General features: G+C 75.2%; 22 protein-coding genes, 1 pseudogene and 1 riboswitch. Of the genes and pseudogenes, 8 read left to right on the top strand and 15 right to left on the bottom strand.

What is annotated here, in order from left to right:
• Position 1: 1 nt before the first annotated feature.
• Together ACF068_RS20090 and ACF068_RS20085 are read right to left on the bottom strand one after the other, a co-directional pair.
• Positions 2–394, bottom strand: a pseudogene (locus ACF068_RS20090) (FUSC family protein); the annotation flags it as partial.
• Between the two features lie 184 nt (positions 395–578).
• Positions 579–1,544: an endonuclease/exonuclease/phosphatase family protein gene (locus ACF068_RS20085; RefSeq protein ID WP_392275595.1), complete on the bottom strand. Its 966-nt coding sequence runs from the start codon at positions 1,542–1,544 to the stop codon at positions 579–581.
• Positions 1,545–1,654: 110 nt separating this feature from the next.
• Between ACF068_RS20085 and ACF068_RS20080 the strand changes: the two genes are divergently transcribed.
• Positions 1,655–2,065, top strand: coding sequence for a hypothetical protein (locus ACF068_RS20080; protein WP_392275594.1), 411 nt, complete (start codon positions 1,655–1,657; stop codon positions 2,063–2,065).
• Here the strand turns inward: ACF068_RS20080 and ACF068_RS20075 are convergent.
• Together ACF068_RS20075 and ACF068_RS20070 are read right to left on the bottom strand one after the other, a co-directional pair.
• The gene (locus ACF068_RS20075) at positions 2,050–2,682 is read right to left on the bottom strand and encodes an FMN reductase (RefSeq protein WP_392275593.1); all 633 of its coding nucleotides are present in this window, start codon (positions 2,680–2,682) and stop codon (positions 2,050–2,052) included. The genes ACF068_RS20080 and ACF068_RS20075 overlap by 16 nt on opposite strands.
• Positions 2,679–3,773, bottom strand: coding sequence for an LLM class flavin-dependent oxidoreductase (locus ACF068_RS20070; protein WP_392275592.1), 1,095 nt, complete (start codon positions 3,771–3,773; stop codon positions 2,679–2,681). The genes ACF068_RS20075 and ACF068_RS20070 overlap by 4 nt, the downstream gene beginning before the upstream one ends.
• A 188-nt stretch (positions 3,774–3,961) precedes the next feature.
• Between ACF068_RS20070 and ACF068_RS20065 the strand changes: the two genes are divergently transcribed.
• Complete coding sequence (locus ACF068_RS20065) at positions 3,962–4,090, top strand: DUF6126 family protein (RefSeq protein WP_392275591.1); 129 nt, start codon at positions 3,962–3,964, stop codon at positions 4,088–4,090.
• A 19-nt stretch (positions 4,091–4,109) separates the two neighbouring features.
• Here ACF068_RS20065 and ACF068_RS20060 read toward each other — a convergent pair whose 3' ends face one another.
• Entirely contained in the window at positions 4,110–5,033 is a 924-nt protein-coding gene (locus ACF068_RS20060) for a LysR family transcriptional regulator (protein WP_392275590.1), read from the bottom strand.
• 46 nt (positions 5,034–5,079) lie between these two features.
• Between ACF068_RS20060 and cbiE the strand changes: the two genes are divergently transcribed.
• Complete coding sequence (gene cbiE / locus ACF068_RS20055) at positions 5,080–6,336, top strand: precorrin-6y C5,15-methyltransferase (decarboxylating) subunit CbiE (RefSeq protein ID WP_392275589.1); 1,257 nt, start codon at positions 5,080–5,082, stop codon at positions 6,334–6,336.
• Positions 6,333–7,082, top strand: a complete 750-nt coding sequence (gene cobM, locus ACF068_RS20050) for a precorrin-4 C(11)-methyltransferase (RefSeq protein ID WP_392275588.1) — start codon at positions 6,333–6,335, stop codon at positions 7,080–7,082. The genes cbiE and cobM overlap by 4 nt, the downstream gene beginning before the upstream one ends.
• On the opposite strand, the gene ACF068_RS20045 is transcribed toward cobM, so the two are convergent.
• On the bottom strand, positions 7,070–8,239 hold the full coding sequence (locus tag ACF068_RS20045) for a cobalt-precorrin-5B (C(1))-methyltransferase (protein WP_392275587.1): 1,170 nt from the start codon (positions 8,237–8,239) through the stop codon (positions 7,070–7,072). The two genes, cobM and ACF068_RS20045, sit on opposite strands and share 13 nt — an antisense overlap.
• A 12-nt stretch (positions 8,240–8,251) precedes the next feature.
• Here ACF068_RS20045 and ACF068_RS20040 point away from each other — a divergent pair, with 12 nt between their 5' ends.
• Positions 8,252–9,064: a cobalt-precorrin-6A reductase gene (locus ACF068_RS20040; protein WP_392275586.1), complete on the top strand. Its 813-nt coding sequence runs from the start codon at positions 8,252–8,254 to the stop codon at positions 9,062–9,064.
• Here ACF068_RS20040 and ACF068_RS20035 read toward each other — a convergent pair.
• From ACF068_RS20035 to ACF068_RS20015, 5 genes are all read right to left on the bottom strand, one after another.
• Positions 9,021–10,409, bottom strand: a complete 1,389-nt coding sequence (locus tag ACF068_RS20035; protein WP_392275585.1) for a D-glucuronyl C5-epimerase family protein — start codon at positions 10,407–10,409, stop codon at positions 9,021–9,023. The genes ACF068_RS20040 and ACF068_RS20035 overlap by 44 nt on opposite strands.
• A gap of 170 nt (positions 10,410–10,579) precedes the next feature.
• A complete protein-coding gene (locus ACF068_RS20030) occupies positions 10,580–12,607 on the bottom strand; it encodes a TerD family protein (RefSeq protein ID WP_392275584.1) in 2,028 nt (675 codons plus the stop codon).
• A gap of 271 nt (positions 12,608–12,878) precedes the next feature.
• Entirely contained in the window at positions 12,879–14,366 is a 1,488-nt protein-coding gene (locus ACF068_RS20025; RefSeq protein WP_392275583.1) for a precorrin-2 C(20)-methyltransferase, read from the bottom strand.
• The gene (locus ACF068_RS20020) at positions 14,363–15,010 is read right to left on the bottom strand and encodes a precorrin-8X methylmutase (protein ID WP_392275582.1); all 648 of its coding nucleotides are present in this window, start codon (positions 15,008–15,010) and stop codon (positions 14,363–14,365) included. Before ACF068_RS20020 ends, ACF068_RS20025 begins: the two co-directional genes overlap by 4 nt.
• A complete protein-coding gene (locus ACF068_RS20015) occupies positions 15,007–16,197 on the bottom strand; it encodes a cobalamin biosynthesis protein CobG (protein WP_392275581.1) in 1,191 nt (396 codons plus the stop codon). Before ACF068_RS20015 ends, ACF068_RS20020 begins: the two co-directional genes overlap by 4 nt.
• Before the next feature lie 6 nt (positions 16,198–16,203).
• Positions 16,204–16,342, top strand: a riboswitch (cobalamin riboswitch).
• Between the two features lie 33 nt (positions 16,343–16,375).
• Between ACF068_RS20015 and cobN the strand changes: the two genes are divergently transcribed.
• Genes cobN through ACF068_RS20000 form a run of 3 tightly spaced genes read left to right on the top strand, consistent with a single transcriptional unit; the run spans position 16,376 to position 21,595 of the window.
• A complete protein-coding gene (gene cobN, locus ACF068_RS20010; protein ID WP_392275580.1) occupies positions 16,376–20,020 on the top strand; it encodes a cobaltochelatase subunit CobN in 3,645 nt (1,214 codons plus the stop codon).
• Positions 20,017–20,715 (top strand): GNAT family N-acetyltransferase, encoded by a 699-nt coding sequence (locus ACF068_RS20005; RefSeq protein ID WP_392275579.1) that lies wholly within the window; start codon positions 20,017–20,019, stop codon positions 20,713–20,715. The genes cobN and ACF068_RS20005 overlap by 4 nt, the downstream gene beginning before the upstream one ends.
• A 13-nt stretch (positions 20,716–20,728) precedes the next feature.
• Complete coding sequence (locus ACF068_RS20000) at positions 20,729–21,595, top strand: SDR family oxidoreductase (RefSeq protein ID WP_392275578.1); 867 nt, start codon at positions 20,729–20,731, stop codon at positions 21,593–21,595.
• 40 nt (positions 21,596–21,635) lie between these two features.
• On the opposite strand, the gene ACF068_RS19995 is transcribed toward ACF068_RS20000, so the two are convergent.
• The 4 genes from ACF068_RS19995 to ACF068_RS19980 all read right to left on the bottom strand — a co-directional run bounded on the left by ACF068_RS19995 (position 21,636) and on the right by ACF068_RS19980 (position 25,375).
• Entirely contained in the window at positions 21,636–22,841 is a 1,206-nt protein-coding gene (locus ACF068_RS19995; RefSeq protein ID WP_392275577.1) for a pyridoxal-phosphate dependent enzyme, read from the bottom strand.
• A gap of 20 nt (positions 22,842–22,861) precedes the next feature.
• A complete protein-coding gene (locus tag ACF068_RS19990) occupies positions 22,862–23,056 on the bottom strand; it encodes a hypothetical protein (RefSeq protein WP_392275576.1) in 195 nt (64 codons plus the stop codon).
• Positions 23,057–23,136: 80 nt separating this feature from the next.
• A complete protein-coding gene (locus tag ACF068_RS19985; protein ID WP_392275575.1) occupies positions 23,137–24,120 on the bottom strand; it encodes a nucleoside hydrolase in 984 nt (327 codons plus the stop codon).
• A 40-nt stretch (positions 24,121–24,160) separates the two neighbouring features.
• Positions 24,161–25,375, bottom strand: coding sequence for a D-alanyl-D-alanine carboxypeptidase family protein (locus ACF068_RS19980; protein ID WP_392275574.1), 1,215 nt, complete (start codon positions 25,373–25,375; stop codon positions 24,161–24,163).
• Between the last annotated feature and the right edge of the window lie 86 nt (positions 25,376–25,461).

Below are 25,461 nucleotides of genomic sequence, written 5' to 3'. Positions count from 1 at the left end.
GTCAGGGTTCGTCCGGGTGGGGCGAAACGATGGCGCGGGCGGCCCCGACCTCCTGGCGGAGCGGAGCCAGTACGCCGTCCTCGTCCCTGACCTGATCGTTCCCCTCGCCGGCCGCTGGCCCCGCGCGGACGCCCACCAGGGCGTGGCCGGGGCGCAGCGTCCCCGCCAGCTCGCGCAACTCCCCCTCGACGCGCGCGACCTCCCCGGCGCCGGGTGCCGGCGCGCCCTGGCCGACGCGTACCCGGGCGGCCGTCGTGGCGTCGGCGATCCGCTCCACCGCCACGCACAGCGGCCACCAAGCGGCCGCGCGCGTCCCGGTGGGCGGCGGCTCGGTGAGCGGCCGGCCGCGAGCCCGGCGGCGAGGGGCGCGGCGAGGGCGACGGCGGCGCGGGCGACGGTCGCCCAGGGGACGGGCGTGGGCTGCGGGCGCAGTCCGCGCACCAGCCACTCGGGCGGCGCGAGGTGCGCGGTGGTGGCGCTCAGCTGAGGTAGCCCTCCGGCTCACCGGGCGGCCGGCCTGCCGTGGCGTCCGGGGCATCGCCGCACTGCTCGTTGTCCATGGTCCCCACCTTCCCGGATCAGGGGCGGGCACGCAGGTCGAGGTCGACGAGGAGGGCGCGGTGGTCGGTGCGGGGCAGGTCGAGGAACCGGGCGCCGCGCACCGTGAAGTCGCCGCTGACCAGGACGTGGTCGATCTGCGCGAACGGCGGTGGCGTGCCTCCCCGCGGCCAGGTCCCGGTCCGGGCGGCGCCGGCGAGGCGCGCGGAGTCGTGCAGGTCCCCGGCGTCGAGGACGGCGCGGAAGGCGGCGTGGTCCTGGGTGGCGTTGAAGTCGCCGGCCAGGATGAGGGGGCGGCCCCGGTGGGCGGCGGCGAAGTCCCGGAGGAGGGCCAGCTCGTGCTTCCAGAGGCCGACCTGGCCGGGGAGTGGCGGCATGGGGTGGGCGAGGCGGAGCGTCACGTCCTCGCCGCCGACGCGCACGGTGGCGCCCGGCATGCCCATGGTGGTGCCGGGCAGGGCGGGTTCGGCGGTCAGCGGGGTGGTGCCGAGGATGACGGAGCCGGCGGACCCGGCGGCGGCGACCTGGGCGCCGTAGGGGAAGTGGACGCTCAGCGTGCGGGCGCAGGCGGGGTCGCACTCGGAGACGAAGACCAGGTCGGGGCGTTCGCGCCGGACGGTGGCGAGCAGGTCGCCGGCCGCGTTGCCGAACTCGGTGTTGGCGGCGAGCACCCGCAGCCGCCCGGTGACGGGACCGTCCGCGGGCGTGGCGTCCGGGCCGTACGGCCGGGCGGACCAGAGCGTCGCGGCGAGCACCGCGGCGGCCCAGGCGGTCAGGGCCGGCCGGCGGGCGGGGAGCGACACGAGGAGGGCCGCCCCGGCGGGCACGGCGAGCCAGGGCAGCAGGGCCAGCAGTTGCGGTACGGGGGTGACGGCGTCGGTGCCGGCCAGCCGGCACCCGGCCACGGCGGTGGGCACGACGAGCAGCACCCCGGCGGCCCACGCGGCGGCCCGGCGCAACGGTCGGGAGGTGTACGGAACGGCCAAGCGGACACCCTCTCACGGCCGGCCCGCCGCGGTCCCCCGCCCCGCTGATCCACTTGCCGGGAGGGGACCGGGGGTGTGCCCTGGAGGGAGGTCAGCGGAAGGAGCACGCCATGGCCTCACACGTCACGCTGCCGGGACGACACCGCCGCACCGGGGAGCGGGCGGCCCGTCCCCGCCTCCACCGGTCCACCCTCGCGGTGCTCGCCGTGTGCGCCGTTCTCTACGGCCTCTACGCCGAGGTCATCGTCCGTCACGGCGACGGTGCCTTCACCGGCGGCCAGGCCGTGCTCGCCGTGGTGAGCATGGTGGTCTTCGGCGTCCTCTGGTTCGCCTATCTCAGCATCCGCCACGCCCTGCCGCGCGAACTCAGGGCGGCCGCCTTCGGCCTCCTCGTCGGCCTCAGCGTGGGGTTCCTCTACAGCCTGTCCGGCAACAGCGTCCTCACGGTGGCCGTGGTCTCCCTCCTGACGGCGGCGGGCGCGGGCCTGGCGGCGTTCTACGCCTTCTACACCCACGAGTAGCCGCCCGCCGTCAGCCGCCCAGCCGGGCCAGGTGCTGTGCGAAGGGCACGACGTCCGGGGGCGCCGGGGCGCGCGGGCCGGGCGGTCATCCGGGCGGCCAGTTCGCCGGCCGCCCGGTCGACGCGGGACGCCAGCCCCTCGCCGTACCCGGAGGCGTCCGGTCCGGGCGAGCCCCAGTCCTCGGACGCGGCGTACACGGCCGTGGCCGTGGGCTGGGCCCGAAGGTGGGCGAACAGCGGCCGCAGCGCGTGGTCCAGGACCAGCGAGTGGCGGGCGGTGCCGCCCGTGGCGGCGAGGAGGACCGGCGTGCCGTTCAGGGCGTCCCGGTCGACCAGGTCGAAGAAGGACTTGAACAGGCCGCTGTACGAGGCGTTGAACACGGGCGTCACCGCGATCAGCCCGTCCGCCCCGGCCACAGCGTCGAGCGCGGAGCCCAGCGCGGCCGGCGGGAAGCCGGTGACCAGGTGCTTGGCGATGTCCAGGGCCAGGCCGCGCAGTTCGACGACCTCCACCTCCGCCTCCGGCAGCCGGGCGCGGACCGCCTCGGTGAGCCGGTCGGCCAGCAGGCGGGTGGACGAGGGGGTGCTCAGCCCGGCGGACACGACGGTGAGCCTCATGCGAACTCCTTGCGGGGCGTGGTGCCACGTGTGGTGGCGGGGTGGGCCGGGGCGGTCTCGGGGACGCCGGCCGGGCGCAGCCGGGCGAACTCCTCGCGGAGGACCGGCACGACCTGTTCGCCGAGGATGTCGAGCTGCTCCAGCACGGTCTTCAGCGGCAGTCCGGCGTGGTCCATCAGGAAGAGCTGGCGCTGGTAGTCGCCGACGGTCTCCCGGAAGCCGAGCGTGCGCTCGATGACCTCCTGCGGGGAGCCGACGGTCAGCGGGGTCTGCTCGGTGAACTCCTCCAGGGAGGGTCCGTGCCCGTAGACGGGCGCGTTGTCGAAGTACGGCCGGAACTCCCGTACCGCGTCCTGGGAGTTCTTCCGCATGAACACCTGGCCGCCCAGTCCCACGACGGCCTGCTCGGGGGTGCCGTGGCCGTAGTGGGCGTACCGCCGCCGGTAGAGCTCGACCATCTTCCGGGTGTGCTCCTGGGGCCAGAAGATGTTGTTGTGGAAGAAGCCGTCCCCGTAGTACGCGGCCTGCTCGGCGATCTCGGGCGAGCGGATGGAGCCGTGCCAGACGAAGGGCGGGACGCCGTCCAGCGGGCGCGGGGTGGAGGTGAAGCCCTGGAGGGGCGTGCGGAAGCGGCCCTCCCAGTCGACGACGTCCTCCCGCCACAGCCGGTGCAGGAGCGCGTAGTTCTCGACGGCGAGCGGGATGCCCTGGCGGATGTCCTGGCCGAACCAGGGGTAGACCGGGCCGGTGTTGCCGCGCCCCATCATCAGGTCGACGCGCCCGTCGGCCAGGTGCTGGAGCATCGCGTAGTCCTCGGCGATCTTCACCGGGTCGTTGGTGGTGATCAGGGTCGTCGAGGTGGACAGGACCAGGTGCTCGGTGCGGGCGGCGATGTGGCCCAGCATCGTGGTGGGGGACGACGGGACGAACGGCGGGTTGTGGTGCTCGCCGGTGGCGAAGACGTCCAGGCCGACCTCCTCGGCCTTGAGCGCGAGGGTGACCATGGCCTTGATCCGCTCGTGCTCGGTCGGGGTGCGGCCGGTGGTCGGGTCGGGCGTCACGTCACCGACGGTGAAGATCCCGAACTGCATCGCGCTCACCTCTCGTGGTCGGTCGCCGGGCGCAGGGCGGTCGGCGACTCATTGATTGAATCTTAAACTACCAGGGGAACGGTGACCGCCGGCCGGGTATTCCGCCCCGTACGCTGAAGGCCGGGTCCCCCGCCGGACGGGCCCGGACCGGGGCCGGACCGGCCCCGCACCGACCCCCGGGAGACGCCGTGACCGAGAGCGAGCAGTGGAAGGAGCGCGGCGTGGCGCTGCGCGTCTTCGTGTACGTCTTCGTCACGCACCTGTTCGCCGGGTTCGTCTGGCTCCTCTTCTACGTCGGCGAGCACGCCGCCAAGTGACCCGCGCGGCGCTCCGGGCTCACCAGCCCCGCGCCTCCCGCAGCAGCAGGTCCGCCACCAGCGCCAGGTGCGGGTGGTCCACCGTGCCCGGCCGCCGCACCAGGTACGCCGTGTTGATCGGCGGGTCCTCCGGCGACAGCAGCGGCACCAGGGCCCCCGACGCCAGCTCGTCCAGGCACAGGTACCGCGGCAGCACCGCCACCCCCGCGCCCGCCGCCACCGCCGCCAGCACGCCCCGCAGGTCCGGCACCGTCAGCGACGGCCGGGCGGTCAGCCGGGTGCCGAAGACGTGCCGCCAGTAGCGCCGGGTGATCGGCAGGTCCTCCGCGTACGCCACCAGCGGCACGCCCCGCAGCGCCGCCGCGCCCTCCGCCGCCACCCGCCCCGTCCCGATCGCGTCCTCCCACACCGGTGCGGCGACCAGCACGAACTCCTCGTCCATCAGCGGCACCGCCACCAGCGCCCGCCCCCTCGGCCGGTACGTGGCGATCACCAGGTCGTGGTGGCCCGCCCGCAGCCCGTCCAGCAACCCGTCGGTCAGCCCCGTCGCCACCCGCAGCACCACGCCCCGCCCCGCCACCACCGCCGCCAGCGCGGGCAGCACCCGCACGCACAGCAGCTCGGCCGGCCCCGCCAGCCGTACGGGCTCGGCCTCGCCCTCCGACGGGCCGCCACCGGTCACCGCCTCCAGCGCGTCCAGCGGCTCGGCCACCCGGGCGGCGAGCCCGTCCGCCACCGCCGTCGGCGCCACCCCGCGCGGCAACCGGGTGAACAGCTCCCGCCCGAGCCGCCGCTCCAGCGCCCGGATCTGCGCGGTCACCGTGGGCTGCGACAGGCCCACCAGCCGCGCCGCGGCCGTGAACGAACCGGAGCGGTGCACGGCCAGGAACGTGCGCAGCAGCGTCAGATCGAGCGGGGCGCCACCGGGCGTACGGTCGGTCATGCCCCCGACCCTAGGGCGCGACGACCGGCGGGTAGGGTTCCAGCCCGTGAGCAGCCCCGGCCCCGTGACCGCCCCCGCCCCGCCCGTGACCGTCGTCGGTATCGGCGCGGACGGCTGGACCGGGCTTCCCGACGCCTCCCGGGCCGCCCTGCGGGCCGCCGACGCCGTCATCGGCGGCGACCGGCAGCTCGCCCTGCTGCCCGCCGAGTGCCGCGCCGAGCGGATCGCCTGGCCGTCCCCGCTGCGCCCCGCCGTACCCGCCCTGCTGGCCGAGCACACCCGCGACGGCCGCCGCCTCGCGGTGCTCGCCAGCGGCGACCCCATGTTCTACGGGATCGGCCGCGCCCTCGCCGAGACGGCCGGCCCCGGGCGGCTGCGCGTCCTGCCGCACCCGTCCTCCGTCTCCTACGCGTGCGCCCGCCTCGGCTGGCCGCTGGAGGACACCGAGACCGTCACGCTCGTCGGGCGCCCCCTCGCCTCCCTGGCCGCCGCGCTCCACGACGGGCGCCGGCTGCTGGTGCTCAGCGCCGGCGCGGCCACCCCCGGCGAGGTCGCCGGCCTGCTGCGCGACCGGGGCTACGGGCCCAGCCGGCTGACCGTCCTCGAACAGCTCGGCTCCGACCGCGAGAACCACCTGGCCGGCACCGCCGACCACTGGCCGCACCCGCCCGGCGACCCCCTGAACGTCATCGCCGTCGCGTGCGTGCGCGACCCCGCCGCCCCGCGCCTGGGCGCCGTACCCGGACTGCCCGACGAGGCGTACGAGAACGACGGCCAGCTCACCAAGCGGCACGTCCGCGCCGCGACCCTCGCCGCCCTGGCGCCCGCGCCCGGCGAACTGCTGTGGGACATCGGCGGAGGGTCCGGCTCGATCGGCATCGAATGGATGCGCACGCACCGCACCTGCCGTGCCGTCACGGTGGAACGGTCGCCCGAGCGGGCCGCCCGCATCGCCCGCAACGCGGCCGCCCTCGGCGTACCCGCCCTGGAGGTCGTCACCGCCGCGGCACCCGCCGGACTGGCGGAACTGGACACCCCCGACGCCGTGTTCATCGGCGGCGGGCTCACCGCCCCCGGCCTGCTGGACGCCTGCTGGGCGGCCCTCGGACCGGGCGGGCGGCTGGTCGCCAACACCGTGACCCTCGAATCCGAGGCGCTGCTCGCCGACCGGTACCGCCGCCACGGCGGCGAACTGGTCCGGCTCGCCGTCGCCCACGCCGTCCCGGTGGGCGGCTTCACCGGCTGGCGCCAGGCCATGCCGGTCACGCAATGGTCCGTAACCAAGCAGGAGACCGAAGGATGACCGTCTACTTCATCGGTGCGGGCCCCGGCGCCGCCGACCTCATCACCGTGCGCGGCGCCCGCACCCTCGCCTCCTGCCAGGTGTGCCTGTACGCCGGGTCCCTCGTCCCCCGCGAGCTGCTCGCCGAGTGCCCGCCCGGCGCCCGGCTCGTCGACACGGCCCGCCTCGACCTGGACGCCATCACCGCCGAGCTGGTCCGCGCCCACGAGGCGGGCCACGACGTGGCCCGCCTCCACTCGGGCGACCCGGCCGTCTTCAGCGCGGTCGCGGAGCAGATGCGGCGGCTGGACGCGGTGGGTGTCCCGTACGAGGTCGTCCCCGGCGTCCCGGCCTTCGCGGCCGCCGCGGCCGCGCTGAAGCGGGAGCTGACCGTGCCGACCGTGGGCCAGACGGTCATCCTCACCCGGATCGCCGAGCAGGCCACCGCCATGCCCGAGGGCGAGGACCTGGCCACCCTGGGCCGCAGCGGGGCCCTGCTGGTGCTGCACCTCGCGGCCCGGTACGTCGACCGGGTCGTCGCCGAGCTCACCCCGCACTACGGCGCCGACTGCCCGGCCGCCGTGGTCGCGATGGCCAGCCGCCCGGACGAGGTCATCCTGCGCGGCACGCTCGCCGACATCGCCGCCGCCACCAAGGAGGCCGGCATCACGCGCACGGCCGTCATCCTGGTCGGCCGCACCCTCGCGGCGACGCAGTTCCGCGACAGCCACCTGTACTCGCCGGAGCGGGACCGTCACATCTGCTGAAGGCCCCTGGGCTCGCTGCGCCCCACCACCGTGCCCGCGCGGTCGATGCACACCACGTCGACCGTGACGGGCGCGCCGCGCAGCACCTCGAGGGCCTGGTCGCGGGCCGTCTCGGCGACGAGGTCGCCCAGCGGCACACCGGCCGCGGCGCACAACTGGAGCGCGGCGAGCCCCGTGTTGGCGGCCGCCACCCGAGCCGCCAGGTCCTCGTCGGCGCCGCCGCGGCTGGCCAGCTCCGCCAGGAAGCCCTTGTCGACCTGGGAGCGCGCCGAGTGCAGGTCCAGGTGCCCCGCCGCCAGCTTGGACAGCTTCGCGAAGCCGCCGCAGACGGTCAGCCGGTCGACCGGGTGCCGGCGTACGTACTTCAGCACCGCGCCCGCGAAGTCGCCCATGTCCAGCAGGGCGTCCTCGGGGAGCCCGTACAGGGACGTGACCGTCCGCTCCGACGTCGAGCCGGTGCACCCGGCGACGTGCCGGCGGCCCGCCGCCCGCGCCACGTCCACCCCGCGCCGAATGGAGTCGATCCAGGCGGAGCACGAGTACGGCACGACGACCCCGGTCGTGCCCAGGATCGACAGCCCGCCGAGGATCCCGAGGCGCGGGTTCCACGTCGAGCGGGCGATCTCCTCCCCGTCGTCGACCGAGACGGTGACCTCGACGTCCCCGGTGCCGCCGTGCGCCGCCGCGACCTCCGCCACGTGCTCGCGCACCAGCCGCCGGGGCACCGGGTTGATCGCGGGCTCGCCCACCTCCAGCGGCAGGCCGGGCCGGGTCACCGTCCCCACCCCCGTACCCGCCCGGAACACCACCCCGGAGCCGGCCGGCAGGAGCCGGACGGTGGCACGGACCAGGGCCCCGTGGGTCACGTCCGGGTCGTCGCCGGCGTCCTTCACGATCCCGGCCATGGCGTACGCGTCCGTCAGCTCCTCCGCCGCCAGCGCGAACGCCGGGGTGTGGCCCTTCGGGAGCGTGATCGTCACCGGGTCGGGGAAGTCCCCCGTCAGCAGGGCGGTGTACGCGGCGGTCGCCGCCGCCGTCGCGCACGCCCCGGTCGTCCATCCGGACCGGAGACCGGTGTGCTTGAGTTGGGCGCTGCGTCCCCCGCTCGCGCCCTCGCTCGCGGCTCCGGCCGCGCCGGCACCCGTACTCGTATTCATGGACGGCTCCCGATGCACGTACTGATCCTCGGCGGAACGACCGAGGCCCGCCGCCTCGCGGAGATGCTCCACGACCGCCCGGCCGTCCGGGTGACCAGCTCGCTGGCCGGCCGCGTCGCCGCGCCCAGGCTGCCCCCCGGCGAGGTCCGCGTCGGGGGGTTCGGCGGGGCCGGGGGCCTGGCGCGGTGGCTGCGCGAGCACCAGGTGGACGCGGTCATCGACGCCACCCATCCTTTCGCGGACACGATGAGTTTCCATGCGGCCGAGGCGGCCGCCGACGCCCATGTTCCCCTGCTCGCCCTGCGCCGGCCCGGGTGGGCCCCCGTCGACGGGGACGACTGGCATCCGGTGGACACCCTGGCGGGGGCCGCGGACACGGCGCGCGCGCTGGGCCGCCGGGTGTTCCTCACCACGGGGCGCATGGGCGTCGCCGCCTTCGCGCACATCACCGACGCCTGGTTCCTGCTCCGCTCGGTGGACGCCCCGGAACCGCCGTACCCGCCGCACATGGAGGTCCTGCTCGACCGGGGACCGTTCAGCCTGGACGGCGAGCGGGAGGTGCTGCGGCGGTACGCCGTCGACGTCCTGGTCACCAAGGACAGCGGCGGCGCGGCGACGGCACCCAAGCTCACCGCGGCCCGCGAGGCGGGCGTCCCCGTCGTCGTGGTCCGCCGCCCACCGGTCCCGGACGGCGTCCCGCTGGCGGCGACCCCGGAGGAGGCCGCGGTGTGGGCGACGAACGGCGCGACGGCACTCCCGCCGAGCCGCCCCCGGAGCCGGGTCAGCCCGCCAGCAGCTGGGAGCCCGGCACCCACCAGCCCTTGACGTCCCCGTCGACCGCGCGCAGCATCATGCGGCCGTCGACGAGGGCGCGGCGGTCGTACCGCACCGGAGTGTCCTTCGGGTACGTCACCGTCCGCTCCTCCGTGCCCCGGCGGCACACGACGCTCACCCCGGCCCGGAACCGCGCCCGCCGTGCCGGCAGGTAGTCGGACGCGCACCACTCGCCCCGCAGGTACGCGGCCGGGTAGCGCTCGGCCACGTACCAGCCGGCGCCAGGACCCTCCGTGAGGAGGTAGTGCACGTCCCGCCCCTCGATCCGGATCCGGTGCGAGGCGGTGGCCTCGGTCGGGCCGGCCAGCTCAAGGGTTCGGGTGCCGGTGACGGTGCCGTCGTCGCCGTACCGGAACAGCGTGTGTGTCCCCTCCGCGAGGTGCACCCGCCCGCCGTCCTTCCCGAGCGACGGCGCCGGGTAGTCGTCCACCAGCAGGTCCGACTGCGCGGCGAGCAGTTCGCTGCCGGACAGCCAGGACAGCCAGGACAGCCGGCGCAGCAGCGTGACGTGCACGGGGTGGTACGACTTCGTCGGGACGGCGTGTGTACGGCAGTAGTGCGACAGCCAGCGGGGGTTGCGCATGTTCCGGAAGTTCGCGGCGAGGGTGGTCAGCGAGCCGTCGAAGAGGTCGGCGGCCAGTGGGCTGCGGGTCAGCGCGTAGTAGTCCCACAGCCCGAGCGCGGCGAACATGAAGCCGTTGTACGTGTGGTCGGACGTGCCCGGCGCGTCGATCGGGTACTCGTGGATCCACAGGTGGCCCGTCTCGTCCCGGGCCACCACCCACGGCTGTCCGCCGTCCCCGGCCAGCAGTGACCGGAACGCCCCGTCGGCCGCCCGGCGGTACCGCTCCCGCGCCTCCGCCGGAACGGCCGGGAGCCCGGCGAGCTGGGCGAACAGGCTGAGCGCCTCGCCCTGCGCCATGCCGGAGTACCAGGGCGCCTCGTAGGAGACACCGGTGTGCACGTCGTGCGTGAAGTCGAACGGGTACGGGAAGAACCACGCCCCGCGCCGCTCGTGCCGCCGCGCCATCACCCGCTCGGCCTGCGCCCGCGCCCGGTCGAGGAAGAACACGTCCCCGCTGCGCCGGTGGGCGGCCAGGTTCTCCAGTCCGTACTGGATCTGCCCGACCGGGTGGTCGTGCAGCCCCCCTTTCCACCGGAACATCCGCACCCCGTCCCCGTCGTGCGTCCCCTCGTCCTCGCGCGGGGCCACCCGGTCCCGCCACGGCCGCATCCCGTCGGGCACGTCGAGCACGCACCGGAAACCCCGCACCGCGAACGTGAACGGCAGCCCGCCGGGCACCGCCACCTGCTCGCCGGGAGCCCGCCGTCCCACCAGAAACCCACCTCCGGCCAACGCCACCGCCGCCGCACCGCCCCCTGCGGCCTTCAGCAACCACCTACGGCTCTCCACCACGCATCCCCCCAACAGGCCACACAGTCACCTGCTGTTCCCCGAAGGGAGGATCTTGGTTCGCCCCGGCGCGCCGCCCCGGCCGGCTGACGTCAGCGGTCGGCCGCCGTCTCCTCGGCCTGAGCCCGGTGCGAGCCGCGTCGGTCCAGGTGGGTGATGACCTGGGCATGGAAGCGGTCCACGGCCTCGTCCACGCTGCGGATGAACCCGGTTTCGGCAGAGCCGCGCCCCGTACCCATGCCCTTGAAGAGGGAGAGCCGGAAGCCGACGATCTCGGCGCCGTCCTTCGGCAGGATGTCCGCGGGTTCGGGGCGCAGCCGTTCCAAGGTGCCCCTCGGCCCCACTCCCGGTCCCGCGACCAGGGTCTCGATGTGCAGGTCCGCCGGAGCGGCCGCCAACTGGCGAATCAGGCGTTTGGCCCTGGTGAGCGGGTAGCCCTGCTCTGCCGACGGCAGCTCGATCGATGTGCGCAGCTTGCCCGTGCGCAGATCCGCCGTGATGGCGAGGATCCCCTGCGTGTCCTCCATGCGCAGCTCGGCGTGCAACCGTCCCTCCAGGCAGAGCCGCTCCGCCATCTCGGCACGGCGGGTACGGGGATCCGTACCTCGTCTGGCGCGCTGGACGGGCAGCACCTTCCGCCCCAGTTCACCGCCCAGGCGCAGACACACCTGCCGGATCAGCCGCTCCCAGCTCTCGGTGACCTCCGTGGCCCGCGCGTCGCCCTGGCACAGGGTCTCGTTGTCGATCCCGTTCCGCACCGGCACCCACGCCGCTCCCATGTTCTGGAACCCGTGGCATCCCGAGTTGTCGTGCTGGAGGTAGTGCAGCAGTTCCTGGAGCAGCCAGGCGTGCGCCGCGTTCCCGACGCCCTCGTGCCGGATCAGCATCTGGGCCTGGTGGGCGACTTCGGCCCAGGACAGGTGCCAGAGGGCCACCTTGTGCTTGCGCCGCCCGTCGATCTTGATGTCGACCAGCGGACTGCCCTCGAGGGCGACATCGTTGGACAGCGTGATCACGGCCTCGTAACCGCGTCGTGCGGCGATGTCGACGTAGGCCTGTACCTGCTCGGACTTGAGCGGGTTGCCGTTCGTCTTGGTCTCGACGAGGGCGGTCCACAGCTTTCCGGCGCGTTCGACGCGGATGACGCCGTCGGGACGCCTCGGGGAGTCGCCGTGCGGCAGCGACACCTCGGTGAACGTCTCCATTCGTCCCGCCGGTGCGCCGAAGCCGGCGGTGAGGCGCCGGCCGAACTCCGGCACCTGGGCCATCACCGACAGCAGGACCGACGTGGCCCGCGTCTCGCGCTCCCGGTCGCTCTTGAGCGCGGTCACGGGGAAGAGCCGGGCGGTCCGCCAGGACTCGTTCTCGGCGAGGGACTTCTTGACGGTCTTCGGGAGGGTCACCTTCTTCTTCGCGGCGCGTGGCCGGGCGGGCTTCCTGGGCGCGGCCGCTCCCGCCGGGGCGGCCTCGCCGGCCCTGGGCGGCGGGACGTGCGCCGCTTCCCGGACCACGGGCGGCACCGGGCCGCTCACCGTCTCCTCCTTCGGCCCGGCTTCGGGGACGTCCTCCTCCGTGTCGTCCTCGATGTCGACACCGAAGTCCGTCGCCAGGCCGACCAGCCCGGAGTGGTATCCCTGACCCACGGCGCGGAACTTCCACTCACCGGCCCGCCGGTACAGCTCCCCGAAGATGAAGGCGCTCACCACACCGGCGTCGTCGACGGGGAAGCGGACCAGTCCCTCTCCCGCACCGTCGACGAGCGACAGGCACAGGTCGTCCAGCTCACCGAAATGCGCTCCGTCGTACCGGCTGGCGGCCACGATGATCCGCTCGACGTCGGGCGGTACGGCCTCCAGGTCGAAGCTGATCCGGTCCACGCTGCCGTCGGGGGTGGGCGTCTTGCCCAGAAGCTGCACGCTTCCGTCGTCGGCGACCGGGTTGTTGTAGAAGTAGAAGTCGGCGTCGCTGCGCACCTTTCCGGTGCCGTTCAGCAGGAGCACGGACACGTCGGCGTCGCCCTCACCGGTGCTGCTGCTCCAACTCAGCCCCACCGTCACGGAACCGGTGTCCGCACTGAGCGCCGACAGACCGATGTTGGCGCCCTTGACCATCGTGTGCATGCGGCCCCCCAGATGCACAGCCGCCTCGGGACGCACCCCGGCAGCCAGCGGAAAACAGTGTGTGGTGCGTCACACATGTACTGTTCCGGAACCCTAGCGTCCAAGGCCCGGGGTCTGTGCGGAACCGCGAAAAAATGGGTGGCCGTGACATGACGCCCGGTAAGGGCGGCAGGTGGGGGCGGAGGGTACCGGCGGCGGCACCGCGCCGGCATGCCGTGGCGGCGGGAAGGGCGCGGGGGCCGGCGTCGCGGTGACGCCGGCCCCGGCGGGGTTACGCCTCCGGGTACCTGCGGGGGGTCCAGGCGATCGTGGTGCCGTCGGCGCGGCGGACCGCCTGGGTCTGGGAGGAGCCGATGAGGAGCAGGGTCCGCATGTCGACCTCCGCCGGGTCCAGGTCCGCGAGCGGGAGGACGCGGACGGACTCCTCCGGGCCGCCCACGTCGCGGGCGACGACCACCGGGGTGTCGGGGGCCCGGAGTTCCAGGAGGAGTTCGCGGGCCTTGGCGACCTGCCAGGTGCGGCTGGCGGAGCCCGGGTTGTAGAGGGCGAGCACCAGGTCGGCGGCGGCCGCCGCGCGGAGGCGCTCGGCGATGACCTCCCAGGGCTTGAGCCGGTCCGACAGGGAGAGGGTGGCGTAGTCGTGGCCCAGCGGGGCGCCCGCCTTCGCGGCGGCGGCGTTCGCGGCGGTCACGCCGGGCAGGACGCGGACCGGGACGTCCAGGTACGGGTCCTGGGAGGCGACCTCCAGGACGGCCGTGGCCATGGCGAACACGCCCGGGTCGCCGCCCGACACCACCGCCACCCGGCGCCCGCGGCGGGCCAGGTCCAGGGCGAACTCGGCGCGCTCCGACTCGACCTTGTTGTCCGAGCCGTGCCGCTCCTGGCCGGGGCGCACGGGGACCCGGTCCAGGTAGGTGGTGTAGCCCACCAGGTCGGTCGCCGAGGCGAGCGCGCCCCGGGTCTCGGGCGTCAGCCACAGGGGGCCCGCCGGGCCGGTGCCGACGACCACGACCTCGCCCGAGGCGGGCACGGCCGGGCCGGAGTCGACGCGCGACGGGAGCACCGCCACGGAGAAGTAGGGGACCGATCCGGGGTCGACGTCCGCCAGGGCGCCGGTCCGTTCGCCGGCCATCGTGGCCCGCTCCACGTAGTGGGCGTCGTCCAGCCGGCCCGCCCGCTCCAGGGCGCGCCGTACCGTCGGGAACGTCCGGCCCAGCTTCATGACGACGGCCGAGTCGGTGGCCGCCAGGCGGGCCGTCAGTTCCTCCTCCGGCAGCGTGCCGGGGATGATCGTCAGGATCTCCTCCGCCTCGCACAGCGGCTTGCCCAGCCGGGCCGCCGACGCGCTCACCGAGGTGACACCGGGGATGACCTCGGTGTCGTACCGGTCCGCCAGCCGCTTGTGCATGTGCTGGTAGGAGCCGTAGAACAGCGGGTCGCCCTCGGCGAGGACGGCGACCGTGCGGCCCGCGTCCAGGTGGGCGGCCAGCCGCGCCGACGCCTCCTCGTAGAAGTCGTTCAGCGCACCCCGGTACCCGCCCGGGTGGTCCGTCGTCTCGACGGTCAGCGGGTACATCAGGCGTTCCTCGACGTGGTCCTCGCGGATGTGCTCGGCCGCGATGGAACGGGCGATGGAACGGCCGTGGCGGGCGCAGTGGTACGCGATCACGTCGGCGGCCGCGATGGCCTTCACCGCCGCGACCGTCATCAGATTCGGGTCGCCGGGGCCGAGCCCCACGCCGTACAGCTTGCCGCTCATGCCTGGATCTCCGCCTCGTGCGCGATCGCGTTGATCGCCGCCGCCGCCATCGCGCTGCCACCCCGCCGGCCGCGCACCACCAGGTGCTCCAGGCCCGGGAAGGCGGCCAGCGCGTCCTTGGACTCGGCCGCCCCGATGAACCCGACCGGTATGCCGATGACGGCCGCCGGGCGGGGCGCGCCCGCCTCGATCATCTCCAGCAGCCGGAACAGCGCGGTCGGGGCGTTGCCCACCGCGACGACGGACCCTTCGAGCCGGTCGCGCCACAGCTCCATGGCGGCCGCGCTGCGGGTGGTGCCGAGTTCGGCGGCGAGCGCCGGGACGGACGGGTCCGAGAGCGTGCAGACCACGTCGTTGCCGGCGGGCAGCCGCTTGCGCGTGACGCCGCTGGCGACCATCTGCGCGTCGCACAGGATCGGCGCGCCGGCGCGCAGCGCCTCGCGGGCGCGGGCCACCACGTCCGGCGTGTAGGCCAGGTCGCGGACGAGGTCGACCATGCCGCACGCGTGGATCATCCGCACGGCGACCTGGCTGACGTCGGCCGGCAGGCCCGCGAGATCCGCCTCGGCGCGGATCGTGGCAAAGGACTGGCGGTAGATCTCCGCCCCGTCCTTCTCGTAGTCGAACACTCTGCTCTCGCTCATTTCGTCGGTCCTTGTACGGTCGGCTGGTACGCGCCCTCGCCGGTCGCCACCATGTCGGTCCACGCGCCCTGGGGGTGGCCGCAGCGGCGTGCGCAGCCGGACCAGTGGACGGGCAGGGCGCCCTCGCGGGGCCGGGCGTCCGCCCGTACGTCGGAGAGGGACTTGGCGCAGCCGGGGCGCCCGGTGCACGCGGTGACGCCGATCCAGGGGGAGTCGGTACGGGTGATGAACCCGGCCCCGTCCAGGGCGCGCAGCCGCTCGCGGGCCGCCGCCGGGTCGGTGAAGCCGGGCAGGACGAACCCGCGCCACGGGGTGACCCGCACCTCCCCGGCGGGCAGCAGGGCGCGGAACTGGGCGGTGGTCACCCGGCCGAGGCGGGCCAGGACGGACAGCATGCCGTCGCCGGCCGTTCCGGGCGCGGGCGGGGGGCACGTGGGGAACGCCGCGTCCGGTACGGGCTCCGCCGCGACGCCGGCCCGGCGCAGGTGTCCGTCCACGTCCACGTCCTGCCCAGCCGGCAGCTCCCGCACCCGCCAGGCGCCGGTGCCGGCCGCGCGGGCCGCCGCCAGGAACGCCCCGGCCGCCGCGAGCGCGGCGCGGGGCGCGTCGGCGGAGGACACCCGGTGGGTCGTACGCCCCACCCGGACCAGGCCGGTCCCGGCGGGCTCTGCGATCAACGTCACATCGGCGGCCAGGCCCGCCACGTCGCCCCGCCCGTCGTCCACGGCGAACAGGAAGCGGCCGGAGAGCTCCGGCGTCCAGTCCTCGGCGCACAACAGCTCGTCCAGGCGCGCGGCCCACGCCTGCACGCCGGCGCCGGCGAGCGGCGAGACCACCATGTTCCGTACCCGCTCGTGCCGTTCGGACGGCAGCAGTCCGGCGTCCCGCAGCAGGTCCACCAGCCCGAGTCCGCAGCCTTCCCCGAGGCCCCTCAACTCCACGTTGCCGCGCGAGGTGAGGGAGAGGTGCCCGTCGCCCAGGCGGTCCGCCGCGTCGGCCAGCGCCAGGACTTGACGGTGCGTCAGAACGCCGGTGGGGAGGCGGAGCCGGGCCAGCGACCCGTCGTCGGCCCGGTGCAGCCGGAGCGCACCGGGGCACGCGTCACCGCGCTCGCGGACACGGTCCCGTATGTGCGCTTCACCCCGGTCCTGGGGATTTGGTGAGCTGGGCGGCATGGCGGCGAGCATACGCGCAGCCTCTACTATGCAGACGGCACAGGGTCCCAGGGCCCTAGGGAGGAAGCCCGGTGAGAATCCGGCGCGGTCCCGCCACTGTGAGTCCGGCCGGAAACCGGACGAGTCAGGAACTCCCGCCGTCCTACGACCACCCGGGGCGCGGACACCCCGAGGAAGGCCTGCGCACGTCATGACGCACGCGACCACGCCCGAGACGGCGCCCGCCCCGGCGCCCGCCACGACGATCCTGCTGCTGTCGCACTCCGACACCGACCTGCTCAGCGCCCGCGCGGCCGGCGGCCCCGTCGCGTACCGGTTCGCCAACCCCGCCCGGCTCCCGATGGACGACCTCCCGGGCCTCCTCGACGGGGCCGACCTCGTCGTCGTACGCCTCCTCGGCGGCATCCGCGCCTGGGAGGACGGCCTCCAGGCGCTGCGCGCGACCGGCAAGCCGCTGGTCGTCCTCACCGGCGAACAGGCCCCCGACGCCCAGCTCATGGAGACCTCCACCGTCCCGATCGGCATCGCGGCCGAGGCGCACGCCTACCTCGCCCACGGCGGTCCGGACAACCTGGAGCAGCTCGCCCGCTTCCTCTCCGACACCGTCCTGCTCACCGGCCACGGCTTCGAGCCCCCGGCCGCCGCCCCCACCTGGGGCCCCCTGGAGCGCACCGCGCGCGCCACCACCGGCCCCGTGGTCGCCGTGCTCTACTACCGCGCCCACCACATGAGCGGCAACACCGCCTTCGTCTCCACCCTCTGCGACGCCATCGAGGACGCCGGCGGCCAGGCCCTCCCGCTGTACGTGGCCTCGCTGCGCGCCCCCGAGCCGGAGCTGCTGGAGAGCCTGCGCACGGCCGACGCGGTCGTCACCACCGTCCTCGCCGCCGGCGGCACCAAGCCCGCCGAGGCCCAGGCGGGCGGCGACGAGGAGGCCTGGGACGCCGGCGCCCTCGCCGCCCTGGACGTGCCGATCCTCCAGGCCCTGTGCCTGACCGGCTCGCGGGCCGCCTGGGAGGAGAACGACGAGGGCCTCTCCCCGCTCGACGCCGCCAGCCAGGTCGCCGTCCCCGAGTTCGACGGCCGCCTCATCACCGTGCCGTTCTCGTTCAAGGAGATCGACGCCGACGGCCTGCCCGCGTACGTCGCCGACGCCGAGCGCGCCGCCCGCGTCGCCGGGATCGCCGTCCGGCACGCCCGGCTGCGGCACATCCCGAACGCCGACAAGCGCCTGGCGCTGGTCCTCTCCGCGTACCCCACCAAGCACTCCCGCATCGGCAACGCCGTCGGCCTCGACACCCCCGCCTCCGCCGTGGCACTGCTGCGCCGGCTCCGCGAGGAGGGCTACGACTTCGGCGCCGAGGACGTCCCGGGCCTCGCGTCCGGCGACGGCGACGAGCTGATCTACGCCCTGATCGAGGCCGGCGGCCACGACCAGGACTGGCTCACCGAGGAGCAGCTCGCCAAGAACCCGGTCCGCATCCCGGCCGCCGACTACAAGCGCTGGTACGCCGCCCTGCCGGCGGAGCTGCGCGAGCAGGTCGAGCGGCACTGGGGCCCGCCGCCCGGCGAGATGTTCCTGGACCGCTCCCGCAACCCGGAGGGCGACATCGTCCTCGCCGCCCTGCGGCGCGGGAACCTCCTCATCCTGATCCAGCCGCCGCGCGGCTTCGGCGAGAACCCGATCGCGATCTACCACGACCCGGACCTGCCGCCGTCGCACCACTACCTGGCCGCCTACCGCTGGATCGCCGCCCGCGCCGAGGACGGCGGCTTCGGCGCCGACGCGATGGTCCACCTCGGCAAGCACGGCAACCTGGAGTGGCTGCCCGGCAAGAACGCCGGCCTGTCCGCCGCCTGCGGCCCCGACGCGGCCCTCGGCGACATCCCGCTGGTCTACCCGTTCCTGGTCAACGACCCGGGCGAGGGCACCCAGGCCAAGCGCCGCGTGCACGCCACGCTCGTCGACCACCTGGTGCCGCCGATGGCCCGCGCCGAGTCGTACGGCGACATCACCCGCCTGGAGCAGTTGCTCGACGAGTACGCGCAGATCTCCTCCATGGACCCGTCCAAGCTGCCGGCCATCCGCGCCCAGATCTGGACGCTCATCCAGGCCGCCAAGCTCGACCACGACCTCGGTCTGGAGGACCGCCCGGACGACGACGGGTTCGACGACTTCCTGCTGCACGTCGACGGCTGGCTGTGCGAGGTCAAGGACGCCCAGATCCGTGACGGGCTGCACGTCCTCGGCGGCGCCCCCACCGGCCCCGAGCGGGTCAACCTGGTCCTGTCCATCCTCCGCGCCCGCCAGATCTGGGGCGGCACCCAGTCCCTGCCCGGCCTCCGCGAGGCCCTCGGCCTGGACGAGTCCGCCGCCACCCGCACCGGCGCCGACGAGGCCGAGGCCAAGGCCCGCGCCCTGGTGGAGGCCATGGAGGCCGCCGACTGGAACCCGGCCGCCGTCGCCACGGTCGCCGAGGGCTACGACGACGCCGTCGCCGCCGTCCTCGACTTCGCCGCCCGCCAGGTCGTCCCGCGCCTCGCCGCCACCACCGACGAGCTGGACCACGCCGTGCACGCCCTGAACGGCGGGTTCGTCCCGGCCGGACCGTCCGGCTCGCCGCTGCGCGGCCTGGTCAACGTCCTGCCGACCGGCCGCAACTTCTACTCCGTCGACCCCAAGGCCGTCCCCTCCCGCCTCGCGTGGGAGACGGGCCAGGCGCTCGCCGAGTCGCTGCTGACCCGCTACCGCGACGACAACGGCGCGTGGCCCGACTCCGTCGGCCTGTCCCTGTGGGGCACCAGCGCCATGCGCACCGCCGGCGACGACGTCGCCGAGGCCCTCGCGCTCCTCGGCGTCCGCCCCGTCTGGGACGACGCCTCCCGCCGCGTCACCGGCCTGGAGGCGATCCCGCTCGCCGAGCTGGGCCGGCCCCGGATCGACGTGACGCTGCGCATCTCGGGCTTCTTCCGGGACGCCTTCCCGCACACCATCGGGCTCCTGGACGACGCCGTCCGCCTCGCCGCCTCCCTCGACGAGCCGGCCGACGACAACTTCGTCCGCGCCCACGCCCAGGCCGACCTCGCCGAGCACGGCGACGAACGCCGCGCCACCACCCGTATCTTCGGCTCCCGGCCCGGCACCTACGGCGCCGGCATCCTCCAGCTCATCGACTCGCGCGACTGGCGCACCGACGCCGACCTCGCCGAGGTGTACACGGTCTGGGGCGGCTACGCGTACGGGCGCGGCCTCGAAGGACGCCCGGCGCGCGACGAGATGGAGACGGCGTACAAGCGCATCGCGGTGGCGGCCAAGAACACCGACACCCGCGAGCACGACATCGCCGACTCCGACGACTACTTCCAGTACCACGGCGGCATGGTCGCGACCGTCCGCGCGCTCAAGGGCACCGCCCCCGAGGCGTACATCGGCGACTCCACCCGCCCCGAGTCGGTCCGCACCCGCACCCTCGTCGAGGAGACCTCCCGCGTCTTCCGCGCCCGGGTGGTCAACCCGCGCTGGATCGAGGCGATGCGCCGCCACGGCTACAAGGGCGCCTTCGAACTGGCAGCGACCGTCGACTACCTCTTCGGGTACGACGCCACGACCGGCGTTGTCGCCGACTGGATGTACGACAAGCTCACCGAGACCTACGTGCTCGACCCGGAGAACAAGGCGTTCCTCCAGGAGGCCAACCCCTGGGCCCTGCACGGCATCGCCGAGCGGCTGCTGGAGGCCGAGTCGCGCGGCATGTGGGAGAAGCCCGACCCGGCGATCCTGGAGCGGCTGAAGCAGGTCTTCCTGGAGACCGAGGGAGACCTGGAGGACAAGTGACGACGACGCTCACGGCCGGCGGCGAGGACAAGGAACTGGCGGCCCGCCTCGACGCGGAGCTGACGGCCTTCAACCGGGCCGCCACGGGCGCCTCCGACGAGGCCGGGCTGTCGGTGCGCGCCACCGACGACGCGACGGGCGAGATCACCGGCGGGCTCACCGGCTGGACGTGGGGCGGACTCGCCGGCGTCTCCATGGTCTGGGTCCGCGAGGACCGGCGCGGCACCGGGCTCGGGACGCGGCTGCTGCGCGCGGCGGAGGAGGAGGCGCGGCGGCGCGGCTGCGATCGCGTGATCGTGTCGTCGTTCTCCTTCCAGGCGCCCGCCTTCTACCGGCGCCTCGGTTACGTCGAGACCGGCCGCTCCGAGGGCTTCCCCGGCGGGAACGTGGACGTCCACTTCTACAAGCCGCTGGACGGCCCGCCCGCCCCGTCCTTCCAACTGGCCGTGCTCCTGGACTACCCGGCCGACGCGGTGGACGAGGCCACGGCGTACGAGGAGAAGGCGCTCGCCCTCCTCCCGCGCCACGGCGGGCGGCTGGAGCGGCGGCTGCGGACCGCCGACGGGCTGTCGGAGGTCCACCTCGTGCGGTTCCCGACCGAGGACGCCTACCGCGCCTACCTGGCCGACCCGGGGCGTACGCCGGACGGGCGCATCACCGCGCGCGTGCTGGAGGTCACCGAGGTGTACGCCTGACACACTCGCCGGTATGTCATCCGTGATCGCTGTGACCGGGGCGAGTGGCCGTATCGGCGGCCGTGTCGCCCGCCGCCTCGCCGACCAGGGCGTCAAGGCCCGGCTGCTCGGCCGTGATCCCGGCCGGCTGCCGGACCTGCCGGACGCGGTGAAGGCGCCGCCCGCGCCGTACGGGGACGGCGAGGCGATGCGCCGCGCCCTGGACGGCGCCGACACGCTGTTCCTGGTGTCGGCGCACGAGAGCCCCGACCGGATCCAGGAGCACCGCACGGCGGTCGACGCGGCGCTCGCGGCGGGCGTCGGGCGGATCGTGTACGTGTCGTTCCTGGGGGCCGCCCCGCAGGCGACGTTCACCTTCGCCCGCGACCACTGGCACACCGAGCGGTACATCGAGGCGCAGGGCGTGCCGCACACGTTCCTGCGGGACAGCTGGTATCTCGCCGGGTTCGCCGCGATGACCGGCGAGGACGGCGTGCTGCGCGGCCCCGGGGGCGACGGCCGGGTCGCGGCGGTCGCCCACGAGGACATCGCGGACGTGGCGGCGGCCGTCCTGCTCGGCGGCGGCGAGCACGACGGCGCGACGTACGACGTCACCGGCGAGGAGGCGCTCACGCTCGCCGAGGCGGCAGAGGAGCTGTCCCGCGCGGCCGGCCGGCCGGTCGCCTACGTCCCCGAGACCCGCGCCGAGGCGTACGCCTCCCGCGCCGCGTACGGCGCCGAGCACTGGGAGGTCACCGGCTGGGTCACCTCCTACGAGGCGATCGCCACCGGCGAGATGGCGACCGTCGCCGACACGGTCCGCCGTCTCACCGGCCACGCCCCGATGACGCTGCGCGAGTACCTCACCGCCCACCCGCACTCCTGGGCCCACCTCCGGTGACGGCCGCCGGGCGGGTCCGCCCGGAACCGGGGAGGCCGCCCTACCGGCGCAGCCGCCGGGAGACGGCCTCCCACGTGGGCTCGACCGGCTCCATCGGGTCGCCGCCCACCGAGCGGTCCTTGAACCCGCTGGACGTCGACACGCACACCACCGGCCCGTCGAAGCCGCCCTCGCGGGCCGCCCACTGGCGGAAGCCGGCCAGCCCCGCCGCGGCCGACAGCTCCGCCCACACGCCCTGCCGGGCCAGCTCGTCCCGGGCGCGGGCCATCTCCCCGTCCGTCACCAGCAGCGCGTCGCCCCCGCTGTCGAGGACCGCCCGCACGGCCCGGTGACCGCCGGCCGAGCAGGAGATGCCGTACGCGTCGGTGGGGCCCACCTCCACCACCGCGGCCGGCACCCCGGTCCGTACGGCCGCCGCGAGGGGACCGCCGGCCGCCGGCTCGCAGCCGAACACCCGGGGCACCCGGTCGGTGACCCCGAGGTCCCGCAGTTCGCGGAAGCCCTTCCAGACGCCGAACAGCAGCTCGCCGTAGCCGGTGGGCACGAACACCGCGGCGGGCACGCCCAGTTCGCCGTGGATTTCGTACGCGACGGTCTTGTAGCCCTCCGGGCCGAAGGGGTGCCCGGTGTGGGTGGGGGTCAGGTTGCTGACCGTGTGGTAGCCGAGGCGCTCCGCGATCTCGGCGAGCAGCGGCCACCGCGCCTCCCTCGGGACGGCCAGGACGTCGGCGCCGTACGCCTGGACGAAGGAGGCCATCGCCGGGGGCGCGCCGGCCGAGGCCAGGACGACGCAGCGCAGCCCGGCCCGGGCGGCGTACGCGGCCGCGGAGGCCCCGTGGTTGCCGGAGGACGCGACCGCGATGCCCTCGGCGCCCATGTGGACGGCGGCGCTGACGGCGACCCGGTTGAGCCGGTCCTTGTGGCTCCAGGTGGGGTTGCGCGACTCGTCCTTGATCCACGTGCCGTCGCCGAACGGGATGAGCGGGGTGCCGCCCTCGCCCAGCCCCGGCGCGTCGAGCGGGGGCAGCAGCGGCGCCCACCGCTCCAGCCCCCCGCCGCGCGGGGACGAGGTGAACAGGTCCGCCGGGGTGTCCTCGTAGGCGTAGTCGACCTCCAGGGGGTGGACCAGGCCGGGCGTGGCGGTACGGGGGCAGCCCCGCAGGAGCGGCGGGTGGAGGGGGTAGCGCAGGCTCGGATCCCCCAGTGAGCGCTGCGAGTTGGCCAGGGAAACGGCGTAGGCGGTCATGCGCCGAGCCTATGCGCGGCTCAGTCCTCGCCCCGCACGATGTTGCCCTCGACCGCCCCGTCCGCGGTGGTGCCGTCGGCGACGGCGGGCCGGTGCGTGCGGATCCGGCCGTGCGGCTCGCGCCGCCTCATGGTGACCGGCGGCTCGAAGGCCGCCGGGGCCGTGGTCTTCCCGTCTCTGTTCCCACCGGTGTCCGTGTGCGTGTCCGTGTCCATGGGGTACGGGTACCCACCCAACAGGGACGAAACGGGCGGGGTTTGCCGCGCGGTGTCCACCGGGGGCCGGGGAAGGCGGGTCACCCCAGGGTACGGACGGCGTCGATGACGAGGTCCCAGAAGGCGGGGGCGTTCACACCGGTGCCGACACGGACGTTGGCGGGGCGGCCGGTCACGCCGTCGAGGTCGACCACCGTGGCGCCGCGCGTGTGGGTGCCGGTCAGCTCGACGGCGACCGGGGCGCGGACCGTGGTGATCAGGTCCGGGTCGATGAGGTGGGCGACGGTCAGCGGGTCGTGCAGCGGCGGCGCGGCGAGTCCGAACACCTCGCGGTACGTGGTGCCGAAGTACGTCAGCAGGTCGACGCACAGCCGTGACAGGGGCGTGCCGAGCGCCTCCAGCCGGGCGAGGACGTCGGGCGTGGCCGGCGCCTGGTGGCTGACGTTCAGCCCGATCATGGTGACGTCCAGGCCGCTGGAGAACACGATGTCGGCGGCCTCCGGGTCGGCGGCGATGTTGAACTCGGCCGCCGGGGTGCGGTTGCCGCGCCCCGTGGAGCCGCCCATCAGCACGATCCGCCCGATCCGGTCGGCGGCCAGGGCCGGGTGGGCGAGCAGGAACGCGGCGATGTTGCTGAGCGGTCCGGTGGGGACGAGCGTCACGGGGCCGGGGTGGGCGAGGAGCGTCTCGCGGAGGAGCGTGATGGCGTCGCGCGGGTCGAGCGGGACGGTCGGCTCGCCGAACCCGGGCCCGTCGAGGCCGGACTCGCCGTGGATGTTCCCGGCCACGATGCCGGGCCCGTGCAGCGGCCCGGCCAGTCCGGCGGCGATCGGCACGCCCTCGATGCCGGCGACCGTGCACACCCGGCGGGCGTTGAGGGTGGTCCGTTCGACGGTCGCGTTGCCGGCGACGGTGGTGATCGCGAGGAGCTCGACGGCGGGGTGGGCGGCGGCCAGCAGGATGTTGAAGGCGTCGTCGTGGCCGGGGTCGCAGTCCAGGATCACGGGGACGGGCGTCACGGGATCGGGGGTCACGGCGGTGGGCGGCACGGCGGTGGGCGTCATGGGGGCAGTGTGGCAAGGACGGAACCTTCCGGGCGGGCGTTCACCGCTCACTCCGCCGGCGGGCCAGCCACAGGGCGGCCGCGGCCAGACAGGCCGAGCCGATGAACGTGACGGTCAGCAGGAGGCCCGTCCCGCCGTCACCGCGGGCGGTCGCGGCGGCGACGGGCGCCGTGGACGCGGCCGCCGTGGGCGGTGCGGGCGGTGCGGGCGGGGTGGTGCGCGGGGACGCCGGGGCGGCGGCCGCCCGGACCGGGAGCGTGGCGCGCGGGGGCAGCAGGGAGCCCACCGGTCGGACGTGCGGCGCCGCCGCGAAGCCCCAGTCCAGCAGGTCGCGGGCCTCCTCGTACACCGCGTGGGCACCGCCCCGGCGCGGGTTCATCACCGAGACGACCAGCGTGCGCGCCCCCTTGCGGGCGGCCGCGATCAGGGTGTGGCCCGCGTGGGTGGTGTAGCCGTTCTTGATGCCGAGGAGCCCCGGGTACCGCCGCACCCCGTCGGCGCCGGTGAGCAGCCGGTTGGTGTTGCGGATGCCGTACGACCAGCGTCCCGCCGGGAACTTGGCGTACGCGGTGGCGGCGTACCGGGCGAAGTCCGGGTCGCGCAGCCCGGCCCGGCCGAAGACCGCGAGGTCGTACGCCGACGAGACCTGGCCCGGGGCGTCGTACCCGTCGGGGGACACCACCCGGGTGTCCAGGGCGCCCAGGACCCGGGCGGTGGCCTGCATCTTGTGGGTGGTGGCCTCCCAGCCGCCGCCGAGGCCCGCGAGGACGCGGACGGCGTCGTTGCCGGAGCTGAGGAAGACCCCGCGCCACAGGTCGGCCACCCGGTAGGTGACCTCCTCGCGCACGCCCACCAGGCTGCTGCCCTCCCCGATGCCCCGCAGCTCGTGCTCGCTCACCGTGTGCTGCCGCTGGGCCGGCAGGCCGGGCAGGGTCGCCAGCGCGAACAGCGTCTTCAGTGTGGAGGCGGGCGGCAGCCGCCGGTGGGCGTCGTGGGCGGCCAGCACGTCACCGGTGGCGGCGTCGGCCACCAGCCAGGACCGGGCGGACAGCCGGGGCGGCGCCGCGACGCCGGGCGGGACCCGCACCTGGGTGCCGGGGCGGTGCAGGACCGCCGGGTCGACGCGTACGGCCGCGGGCGGCGGCACCGGCTCGACGGGGCGCGGCCCGGCGGCCGGACCACCGGGCACCCCGGGCACCCCGGGCACCGCGGGGACGAACAGCAGGGCGGCGGCCAGAAACGAACTGACGATCATTCAGCCACGGTAGGGACGGGGCGCACCCCCCGCAGGGCGGGAGAGGGCCGACCGGAGTACCGCGGGTCACCCCCTCCTCCGCATTA

Origin of the sequence: Streptomyces sp. NPDC016309 (assembly GCF_043077235.1) — a bacterium.
Classification (GTDB): Bacteria; Actinomycetota; Actinomycetes; order Streptomycetales; family Streptomycetaceae; genus Streptomyces.
The sequence above is the reverse complement of the archived record's forward strand: the minus strand, read 5'-3'. Positions and strand labels throughout refer to the sequence as shown.

What these genes read in the sequence shown, in the direction of transcription:
- ACF068_RS20080 (WP_392275594.1), top strand. Translation starts at nt 1,655, where the DNA reads ATGGCCTCACACGTCACGCTGCCGGGACGACACCGCCGCACCGGGGAG.
- ACF068_RS20075 (WP_392275593.1), bottom strand. Translation starts at nt 2,682, where the DNA reads ATGAGGCTCACCGTCGTGTCCGCCGGGCTGAGCACCCCCTCGTCCACC.
- ACF068_RS20070 (WP_392275592.1), bottom strand. Translation starts at nt 3,773, where the DNA reads ATGCAGTTCGGGATCTTCACCGTCGGTGACGTGACGCCCGACCCGACC.
- ACF068_RS20060 (WP_392275590.1), bottom strand. Translation starts at nt 5,033, where the DNA reads ATGACCGACCGTACGCCCGGTGGCGCCCCGCTCGATCTGACGCTGCTG.
- cobM (WP_392275588.1), top strand. Translation starts at nt 6,333, where the DNA reads ATGACCGTCTACTTCATCGGTGCGGGCCCCGGCGCCGCCGACCTCATC.
- ACF068_RS20045 (WP_392275587.1), bottom strand. Translation starts at nt 8,239, where the DNA reads ATGAATACGAGTACGGGTGCCGGCGCGGCCGGAGCCGCGAGCGAGGGC.
- ACF068_RS20040 (WP_392275586.1), top strand. Translation starts at nt 8,252, where the DNA reads ATGCACGTACTGATCCTCGGCGGAACGACCGAGGCCCGCCGCCTCGCG.
- ACF068_RS20030 (WP_392275584.1), bottom strand. Translation starts at nt 12,607, where the DNA reads ATGCACACGATGGTCAAGGGCGCCAACATCGGTCTGTCGGCGCTCAGT.
- ACF068_RS20025 (WP_392275583.1), bottom strand. Translation starts at nt 14,366, where the DNA reads ATGAGCGGCAAGCTGTACGGCGTGGGGCTCGGCCCCGGCGACCCGAAT.
- ACF068_RS20020 (WP_392275582.1), bottom strand. Translation starts at nt 15,010, where the DNA reads ATGAGCGAGAGCAGAGTGTTCGACTACGAGAAGGACGGGGCGGAGATC.
- ACF068_RS20015 (WP_392275581.1), bottom strand. Translation starts at nt 16,197, where the DNA reads ATGCTCGCCGCCATGCCGCCCAGCTCACCAAATCCCCAGGACCGGGGT.
- cobN (WP_392275580.1), top strand. Translation starts at nt 16,376, where the DNA reads ATGACGCACGCGACCACGCCCGAGACGGCGCCCGCCCCGGCGCCCGCC.
- ACF068_RS20000 (WP_392275578.1), top strand. Translation starts at nt 20,729, where the DNA reads ATGTCATCCGTGATCGCTGTGACCGGGGCGAGTGGCCGTATCGGCGGC.
- ACF068_RS19995 (WP_392275577.1), bottom strand. Translation starts at nt 22,841, where the DNA reads ATGACCGCCTACGCCGTTTCCCTGGCCAACTCGCAGCGCTCACTGGGG.
- ACF068_RS19990 (WP_392275576.1), bottom strand. Translation starts at nt 23,056, where the DNA reads ATGGACACGGACACGCACACGGACACCGGTGGGAACAGAGACGGGAAG.
- ACF068_RS19985 (WP_392275575.1), bottom strand. Translation starts at nt 24,120, where the DNA reads ATGACGCCCACCGCCGTGCCGCCCACCGCCGTGACCCCCGATCCCGTG.
- ACF068_RS19980 (WP_392275574.1), bottom strand. Translation starts at nt 25,375, where the DNA reads ATGATCGTCAGTTCGTTTCTGGCCGCCGCCCTGCTGTTCGTCCCCGCG.